The 7,697-nt window shown below is 57.1% G+C and carries 6 protein-coding genes; 3 read left to right on the top strand and 3 right to left on the bottom strand.

All coding sequences use genetic code 11. The features are described from left to right. From M3O22_07620 to M3O22_07610, 3 genes are all read left to right on the top strand, one after another. Positions 1–1,285, top strand: a 1,285-nt coding sequence (locus tag M3O22_07620; protein MDP9196614.1) for an autotransporter outer membrane beta-barrel domain-containing protein, incomplete at its 5' end; no start/stop codon positions are given. Between the two features lie 71 nt (positions 1,286–1,356). After that, positions 1,357–1,788, top strand: coding sequence for a CBS domain-containing protein (locus tag M3O22_07615; protein MDP9196613.1), 432 nt, complete (start codon positions 1,357–1,359; stop codon positions 1,786–1,788). Between the two features lie 48 nt (positions 1,789–1,836). Next, the gene (locus M3O22_07610) at positions 1,837–2,412 is read left to right on the top strand and encodes a hypothetical protein (GenBank protein MDP9196612.1); all 576 of its coding nucleotides are present in this window, start codon (positions 1,837–1,839) and stop codon (positions 2,410–2,412) included. 62 nt (positions 2,413–2,474) lie between these two features. On the opposite strand, the gene M3O22_07605 is transcribed toward M3O22_07610, so the two are convergent. The 3 genes from M3O22_07605 to M3O22_07595 all read right to left on the bottom strand — a co-directional run. Beyond that, a complete protein-coding gene (locus tag M3O22_07605; GenBank protein MDP9196611.1) occupies positions 2,475–6,206 on the bottom strand; it encodes an autotransporter domain-containing protein in 3,732 nt (1,243 codons plus the stop codon). A 328-nt stretch (positions 6,207–6,534) separates the two neighbouring features. Next, complete coding sequence (locus tag M3O22_07600; GenBank protein MDP9196610.1) at positions 6,535–7,155, bottom strand: hypothetical protein; 621 nt, start codon at positions 7,153–7,155, stop codon at positions 6,535–6,537. Positions 7,156–7,302: 147 nt separating this feature from the next. Beyond that, a partial coding sequence (locus M3O22_07595) for a hypothetical protein (protein ID MDP9196609.1) occupies positions 7,303–7,697 on the bottom strand: 395 nt, incomplete at its 5' end.

The following is a 7,697-nucleotide window of genomic DNA, read 5'->3' as shown; positions in this document are numbered from 1 at the left end:
CGCCACCAACGGCCTCGATCAGGACGTCATCCTGACCGTGACGCAGGTGTTCGGCCTGGGACCGACATTTGATTGCAACGCTGTAGCCGCGGCGGACACCAACAACCGCTGCCAGGTGCTGGGTACTTTGACAGAAGCCATGAACATGAACGGCACCGATATCGGGGATATCTATGACGAACTGCAGACGCTGGGTACCGATGACGAGGTGCGCGCGGCGCTGGACAGCCTGAGCGGCGATATGGTGCCGCAGATGGCCAATATCCTGTTCCGCCAGAACGACCAGTTCCGGGACATTTCCCTGAACCGTATCGGCAACGCCATGAAGAAAGACAAGGTGGCCGTGGCCCCGGTCCGGCTGGCCTCGGCCGGCGCGGACATGCAGCAGCAGCTGGCCATGCTGGTCAGCAATACGGGCGCGCTGCTGGGTGAAGGGGCTGAAGACCCACTGACCGGTGGCCTGTGGGCCAAGGTGGTTGGTCAGCATGATCTGGCCCACGCGGATAACCAGCTGAACGTCACCCATTATGGCTTTCAGGGGGGTCTGGACGGCATACTGAGCGATCGCTGGATGCTGGGCGCTACGGGCGCTTTCACGACAGCGGACGTGGACATGGAAGGCCGCCCGCAGGACAGCACCACGGATACCTGGCAGGCCGGTGTCTATACCGCCTGGAACCAGGGCCAGTTATGGCTGGCGGGCATGCTGGGGTATGGCTTTCACCAGACGGATTACGGCCGGGATATCCAGGTGGGCGCGGTGCAGCGCCACGCGGAGGGCGAGTATGACGCCCACAGCGTTACCGGCGTGGTAGAGGCGGCGTACGGCTTTTATCTGGACGGGGCATGGTCGCTGACCCCGGCGGTGAGCCTGCGTTACACCGGCATCTGGCAGGAAGGATTTACGGAAACCGGCGCGGGCGGAGTCAGCCTTCGTTTTGATGACAGCTATGATGATAACCTGACGGGCACGGCGGCCCTGTCTTTCACCCGGTCCTATATGACGGATGCGGGCAACCGGCTGATCCCGCAGTTTCGCCTCGGTGTCCGGTATGACATGGGCGACCGGGACCTGAGCCGCGATGTGGACTTCATCGGCCTGCCCGGTGTAATCATGGATATTGGCCCCGCCGCATGGGAAGACCGCCTGTCGGGTCTGGTCGGCCTGGGCTTTGCGTACATTATACCGTCCGAGGCTCTGGCCCTGCTGATCGACTATGATGGCCGGGTGAACAGCGATCTGTCGTCCCACCGCATCTTCGCCGGTCTGCGTATCCAGTGGTAAGCCCTGCGGTGCGGGGAACCTGAAGAGATCTTTCTGTGTTTACCGGGTTCCGATGATGGATGGAGGAACCCATGAAAAGCAGACAGGTCAGGGACCTGATGGAATCCGATCTGGCTCTGGTCAGTCCTGATGCGACGCTTCAGGAAGCAGCGCGCCAGATGAAAGAAGTGGAGTGCGGCTTCCTCCCGGTAGGCAGGGATGATGCGCCGGAAGGGATTATCACCGATCGCGACATTGTGATCAGGGCCGTGGCCGCGGGCAAAGACCCGACCCGGGAAAAAGTACGCGATTACATGACCGGCAATGTGTGCGCCTGCAGCGAAACCGACACGCTGGAAGATGCGGCCGGGATGATGAACCAGAACAGCATCAGCCGCCTGGTCGTCAAGAATGACAGCGGCAAGGTCTGTGGCGTCCTGACGTTCGGGCGGATCATCCGCTCTGACACAGACAGGCAGGAGGTCGGCGGAATTGTCGAAAAGGCCGTGGGCCGGGCGGCATGAGCGATAAGTAAAACAGGGGGATTCATCTCAAACTGACGGAGAGATCATATGGCAAACGGTTATGGGGAGCGTTACAGCGGCCGGAACTATGGCCAGCGCGCGGGCTGGTACGATGAAGGGCGTATGACGACGCGCCGGCGCGGGTATGAGGATGACCGCAGCTATGGCGGTCAGGGCTATGGCACACAAGGTTCTGGCGGACAACGCTATGGCAATGTTGATGACTACGGCTATGGACGTTCCGGTGAAAGCCGTGAATCCAGGTACGGCGGGGACTATGGCCGTGGTCGCGGCGGATATGAGAATTATGGTGACTATGAACAGGCCGGACGCACCACAGGGGGTGGCTACCAGGGCCAGGGCTACAGACAAGGCCGGAGTTATGGACAGGGTCAGGACTATGGACGTGGCGGAGGGCATGGCCAGTCCGGGTTCTCAGGCAGCGACCTGGACAAAAATCCTGGCTATGAAAGCAGCGATGTCTCCCGCTATGGCAGCGAGTATGGTGATGAGGGCTGGTATGGCGGCAGCAACCGCCAGAGGGGCCAGCAGGGCCGGCAGGGTGGAAGGATGGGCGGATATGGCTCGCCTTCAGGATCCAGGGGCCGTTCAGGCCGGTATTGATCGAATGGTTCAGTCCCACCCGCTCCGGCGCGGGTGGGGCCTGATCCCTGACGATAAACGCTCTACCAGCTCAGTCTCAAACCGCCCAGAAGACGATGGGATGTCTGGTCCTGATTCAGGACTGCCCTGTAATCCGCCACAAGAGCCAGGCCATCTGCAGGAACGCTGTAAGTCAGTCCTGCGCCTATAATGCCGGTATCGCGTTTCCAGCTGGTGGCATAAATATCCATGGCCGAGGTGGGCAGGCCTGTGAAAAAGGCTGTACGGGCACGGCTGGTTTCAAATTCATGCTCCCAGCCCAGACGGATTTCCGGCAGAAGCCGTGAACCATCGCCCAGCTCAAACAGTTTGTTGACAGTCACGCCCAGGGTGCTGACAAAACTGCTGTCAAAATCCTCATCAAAACGCAGGTTCAGATCGCCGGCGCCTGTTTCTGTAAAACCTTCTTCCCATAATCCGGTATAACGCAGACCTGCGGCGGGGATAACAGAGACATTGCCGCCCCGGGAAAGAACATACGAGGCTTCCACCGCTGCCGAAACCGAGTGGGCGCTGAAGTCACCTTCCGCCCTGCGGTTCAGTCCTCCAAAAACAATCTGGCGGTCAGTATCCACGTCATGGTACCCCCAGGACAGCGTACCGCCAACCATCAGGGGGCCATCGTTCCAGACGCCGTAGGCGCCCATCATATAGCTGTCGGTGTTGACGCTGGCCAAGCGGCTGTCCAGATCTGCATCACCCTGGCCATACAGGGCGGTGGCGCCCAGGCTCCAGTGATCATCCAGCCGCATATCCATACCCGCCTGGATACCATGTCTGAAACCGTTCAGCGCCTTGCCATCATGGGCGTCATCCATCTGGCCAAACACGCGACCCCAGGTTCCGTGCGGGGTTTCCATGTTCGCTGTGCCCAGAAGCCAGTCAATATTCTCAAAGAGCATGGCAAGCTGTTGTGGACTGTTCTCCAGAGAGGCCAGCTGAACCGGCCTGGATGGACTTCCGGCGCCCGCCACGCTGCTCTGGCGGGCAACCTGTCCCAGGCGCGAAAAGGTTCCTTCAGCCAGTATGGCCGCCTGGTCGAAAAGCATGTTGCCGGCTTGGACAGCCACGTCGCCACTCATCAGATCCAGGGCCCGCTGCATCTCTGCCACGCTGGGCAATATCTGGAATTCGCCATAGGCGACGCCAATATCCGCACTGCTGCCTTCTGCCTGCAGAAAAGCCTGACAGACTGATCTCTGCGTCGATGTGGACGCGATGATGTTGCAGGCGTCGTTGTTCGTCAGATCAACGCTGACTGTGGTCAGCGTAACCTGCTGTGCAGCCCCGTTGGCAGCGTTTACAACAAGACTTACCAGGGGGCTGGAAATAACCTGGCCATCCAGGGCGTCTGCGCCGCTGGTAATGCCAAGAACATCAGCGACAGTGTAGACATATCCGGCGGTGTATCCCCCGGCGACAGGCTGGATATCGATTGTTGTTCCCGTGAAATCGGCATTTCCGTTTACGCGCAGAAGTCCCGACTGGGTCGGCGAAAGACCAAAGGACAGTGTGCCGGCGTTACCGCCATTGGTATAGCTTTCAGCGGTCAGCGTGTTGCCTGTTCCTACAAGGATTGTCCCGCTGCTGGACGTCACGTCCCCTATATTGCCTGTGCCTGTCAGGACGGCGTTCGAGGCGATCGATGTATTGCCGGCCAGGGAGCCCGTGACATTGAGCGTGCCTGCTGAAACCTGGACTGTGCCTGCTGTATGTGTGCCGGAAAATGTCAGTGTTCCGGCGCCCGTTTTTGTAACGGTGCCGGTGCCGCTGATGTCATCGGCATATGTTCCGCTGGCAGCCTGATCAAAAACCAGGAAGGAGTTGTTGACAATATCCCCGTACAGGCTGTCAGAGTCACCCTGCAGGGTTCCGGCAGATACAGTCGTTGTTCCTGTAAATCCTGAATTGGCGCCCGCAAGGACAACTGTCCCGGCGCCGGTTTTGGTCATGCTGCCGGCACCTGAGATATCTCCGGAAAATGTTCCATTGGCTGTCTGGTTAAAGTCCAGAATCCCTAGGGCCAGGATGTCGATATCGCCCTGCAAGGTATCAGCGTTTCCTGAAAGCGTGCCCGAGGCAACCTCGATCCCGCCTGTCCAGACATTGGCTGTATTTGTCAGAGCCAGCGTATTCGTGCCGCTTTTGACAAGCTGGCCTGCGCCTGTAATCTGGCCATTCCAGATGATTGTTCCGGCACCGCTGGCAAACAGGACTCCATCGCCGTCCAGGACAAGATCCCGCGATGTTGCAAAGGCGCTGGCGCCAAAATTGACTGTGCCATTATCAAGGGTCAGATCTCCTGTGCCAAGCTGGCTGTCATCGACCGCCGTCAGAACAAGTTCCGCATCCTCAACCCGCGTTCCACCGGCATGGTTGTTGGTGCCCTGGTAAGTAACAGTGCCATTCTGGATGGTGACACCACCTGTCCCGCTGATGTCGCCGTTATAATCTCCTGCACCGCCGCCCTGGTCGAAAACAACGGCGGACGCCGCGTTGTTGACCGCAATATCACCCTTCAGGCTGGTTGTGTTGCCCATCAGGATGCCGTTGCTGATCTGGTAATTGATGCCCGCGGCATTGTTCCCGCCCAGATTCAGGGTTCCGATGCCATCCTTGATCAGGGTTGCAGGGCCGCCCACATTGCTGATGATGCCATTCCACGTCACGGTCCGGCTTGCGGCCAGGTCGATCGTCCCTGCCGTGGTGATATTCACAGCCCGGCTGGTCGCAAAATCCGCCCCCGCACCCAGACGCAGGGTTCCTGTGTCAAGGGCAAGACTGCCGGTCCCCAGCTGCGCATCATTGACGGCAGATCCCAGGATCAGGGTCGCATTGTCCCTTACGGTTGTTATTCCCGCATAGGTATTAGTGCCGTTATACGTTACCGAAGATCCGGCGCCGCCCTGGATCGTGATGGTTCCGTTCCCGGTTATATTGCCGTTGTAGGCGCCTGCGGCGCCTCCCTGGTCAAAGATGGTCAGAGAGCCCGGGCTGCTGACCTCTATATTGCCCCGCAGCTGGGTCGTTGATCCCTGAAGCGTGCCACCAGCAACGCGAAAACGGATGGATGGATCGACAGTCCCGCCCAGTATGAGCGTTCCTGGTCCATCCCGTACCAGCTCGGAACCGGGATTCAGATCGGTAATGTTTCCGTTCCACCGGATAATACCCGACCCGGCGATAGCGACCAGGCCTGAGTTAAAAATTTCGATATTCCGCGTACTGGTAATATTTGCGTTGATAGAGTCACTGATGAGCCATCCGCCATTCCTTAATGTCAGTTTGCCAGTGCCCAGCGCGTTGTCTGTCGTCGCGCTGTTGATCGTCAGGAACGCGTTTTCCACCGTTGTGCCACCGGAATAGGTATTGGTCAGCGCGTTTCCAAGAAACAGGTTACCGCCTGAATTTTTCAGGGCAAGGATCTGTCCCGGCGTGCCATCGGTGATGGAGCCAAAATAGATCCCGCCATTTGTTAATTCCAGCGTCGTTGTTCCTGTAATTGTGGTTGTGACAAGATTGTCCGGGTCCGCGCCGCGTGGAGATGATCCTGTCTGAAGACTTGTAATGGAGACAACGCCATCGGCATCCGGATCGTCAGCGGCTGTCAGTGTAATACCGCTGTATGTCTGCGCCGAGACGGGAAAAGCGGCGCATGTCAGGGCAATAACAATACCGGTAAAAAGGGATAATGCCTTTCGGAACGAAAGGGCATTCCTAGGCATGGTGCCAAGCATAAAGCGGAAAGAAGTCATTTTCCAGGTTCAGACAAGGAGACACTGTATCAATCCTTTGCCTGAGGGTAAACAGGCGAAGTTAATCTTTAACTAACACGCAGAGGTTGTTTATCAAAGCGCTTTTTGGCTCTGGGGAAAGGCAACTGGGTTACACTTCCCTGGTGTATTTTCTTCAGCATCTCCATGTAAAAAAGCTTCATATGTGAAGCTGAAGAGAAGGAATAGAAAAATTTCCCCTGCCCCATACTGTCATTCCCGCCACGAGTCAGGGTCAGGGCAGGCCGATAACATACGTGGGCGGGGATGACAGGGGCTACACATACAGAATTCTTGTCTTATCGTTTATTTACCCGCATTTTATCGTTTTTGACGCCTGATTTATTGCCTGCCGGAAGCCTTCTGCTACAGGCATTATATCTGGCCCGCTGAGGTTATTTGTGCAGAGGCGATAAGGAGACACTGGTTGACGTAGCCCCTGAACTTGCCATGTGTGTCGCTGATCTTTTGTGGTATAGAGCTTGTACTCGCCCACTTGTGTCACGACCGCGCATATTTCGACGAGGCCATTTTTATTGACAAAGGAGCGATAGCCCAATGTCGCATTACCATGCTGACGTGCCAGCTCGGCAAAGCTGAGCTTTTTCTTTTCTATCCCCTGTCTGCTTGCCTCCGGTATATATACGAGAGCCTGTCCGGAATAATGGTCCTGGAAGCTGCCGTTGAATTCTTCTGTCTTAAACAGGGCCAACTTGCCCACATCGGAACCATTTACACGAAAATAAACATAATTGTACTGGGCGCAAGGGTTTATGGCTACGGGCTGTGTCTGCTGACCAACAGGAATATTAAAAGTCCCGAAAGGTACCGTTACTGTTTTGACCTGTGGGTCCGCTGCCTGGGCGTCGCCTGTGACCAGCGTTCCCAGAAGGCCGGCCAGAGCAAGTTTTTTTGACAATGATTGTTTCATCTGTGTCCCTTTTTCATAACGTTGTACGGGTTCGCGCAGTACCGCAGTTTACGGCGGAAGGCTTGGTCCTGTGCAAACGCTCCTCTACCTTGGTAACCTGTTCAATAGAGAAAATACAGGGAATTCTGCTGCTTTCCAGGCAACAGATCATTTCTTCGCCCTCGCAGACGTCAGGACCAGGTACCCGGGTGGGGCTTTTTGCCAAGGGTTGCCTTTTGCGCCCCTGGCATATCCTACATCATACAGTTCCTGCATGTATTTGTGATCGAACGGTTCTTCAAGCCTGGTGATGAATGTTGATGGAATAAAGGCCACATTGAATTCAACGCCGTCGCGCTGGGTTTCAAGATACAGTCGGTACAGGTCGCCGATGCCCTGGTTCTGGATCAGGGACGATGTGGACTTTATGGCGATATCCAGCGTCTGCCGCTCGACCTGGGCCCAGTCGGGGTCCAGGCGGGCGTATTGAGAATATCGCCCAGACGATCCACCGCCATGCGCGCCTGGCAGAAATCCTGCCACAGCTGGGCCAGGCGCAGCAC

This window comes from Pseudomonadota bacterium, from assembly GCA_030775045.1.
Lineage (GTDB): Bacteria > Pseudomonadota > Alphaproteobacteria > JALYJY01 > JALYJY01 > JALYJY01.
Note: the sequence above shows the minus strand (reverse complement) of the source record. Positions and strands in the feature narration are given on the sequence as shown.